Genomic DNA, 1,390 nt, shown 5'->3' with positions numbered 1-1,390 from the left:
TATGGACAGCACAAAAATAAAATCTTCCTCTAAATATGCCCGTAGAACCATTGCACACGGCGTTATAGAAGAAAAAACTACCGATTTTCGCTATTTTCCAGGGTTTCTTTTGCAAGCGAAAGCAACTATGTATCCCGATAAAAAAGACCTTTCCATAGAAGGAAGTATAAAACCGATTCTCAAAAACATAGATGTCAAAAACTATCTCTCTTTTTACAAATATAACAATGAATTGGGAGTGTATTCTTTTTTAGAAACAGCAAAACTTGATGAAAGTATCCCCGTTCATATTGGAATATACTATGATAATAGAGCAAAAAAAATGTACCATTCTTTTCTTACCCGAAAAAATGATATTGCCGATATAGATGTTTTTACCGCAAAAGGATTCTTCTTTTATGATAAAGAAAAAGAACAATATAGAGCAGAAAATTTTTCCAAAGCAATAACTACAAAACTCTTAGACCTATCCATTCCCAAAGACGAAGAAATAATATCTGAGGAAAAAGATAATCAATTCTTACAAAAAGAAAGATTTACTTACGATGATCGAGAAAAACAAATGCAATTCCAAGGTGCCTTTCGTTTTATAGAACCACAGGCAGAGTTTTTTAACATAACCGCAGCAGGAGAAGGAAATTATAAAATAGATTCTTCTACCATGAATTTTACTGGCTTCTTAGTTTTTAACTTTTTTACATCTCCAAAATCCCTTCCTCTCATTGCTGAAGAAATAATTCATAATGTTGATAATACCGATCATTCACATTCTGTTATAGAATCAAATGATTACTTTACCGAACACATCCTTCCAAACATTGCTCACTTTTTACCCGAATCCGAATCCCAATCTCTACTCAAAAAACTAGAAGGAGAGGACTATATTTCCCCTCTATCCATATCTCCTGCTTTTCTCAAACCTATAGTTCTTTCTAAAATACAGATGAAATGGGATAGACAAAAAGGTACGTGGTATAATCCCCTTGCTTCCATCGGATTAGCAAACATAGGAAACACGGATATAAATATACATACAAAAGGATTTGTGGAAATAATACCCGACAAGAGTGAAACATTTGTGAGTGTTTTTATTTATATAACAGAAGAGGTATGGTTTCACTTTCTATACACACAAAATAAAATATTCATTCTCTCTAATAACGCAGAATTTAACAAAACCATTCGAGAAGAATCTAAAATAACGAGAAAATCATCCCAAGTATTTGCTCTTCAGTTGGGAGATTGGGAATTTACTCAAAATGTTATAGAAACATTCCAAAAAAAATACTTTCCAAAACAAAAAAAACTCACCGTTAGTTTTACCGTAGAGGAAGAAATAAAAGAAAAAGAACCACAAACAGAAGAAACAGAAGGAACAGAAGGAACAGAA

At 32.4% G+C, this 1,390-nt stretch carries 1 protein-coding gene; it reads left to right on the top strand.

Annotated elements, in window-relative coordinates:
* Positions 1 to 1,390 (top strand): hypothetical protein (locus QM536_06210; protein ID MDI9356597.1); only part of this gene is annotated, 1,390 nt, incomplete at both ends.

It is taken from the genome of Chitinophagaceae bacterium, from assembly GCA_030053935.1.
GTDB lineage: Bacteria > Bacteroidota > Bacteroidia > Cytophagales > JASGCU01 > JASGCU01.
The sequence above is the reverse complement of the archived record's forward strand: the minus strand, read 5'-3'. Positions and strand labels throughout refer to the sequence as shown.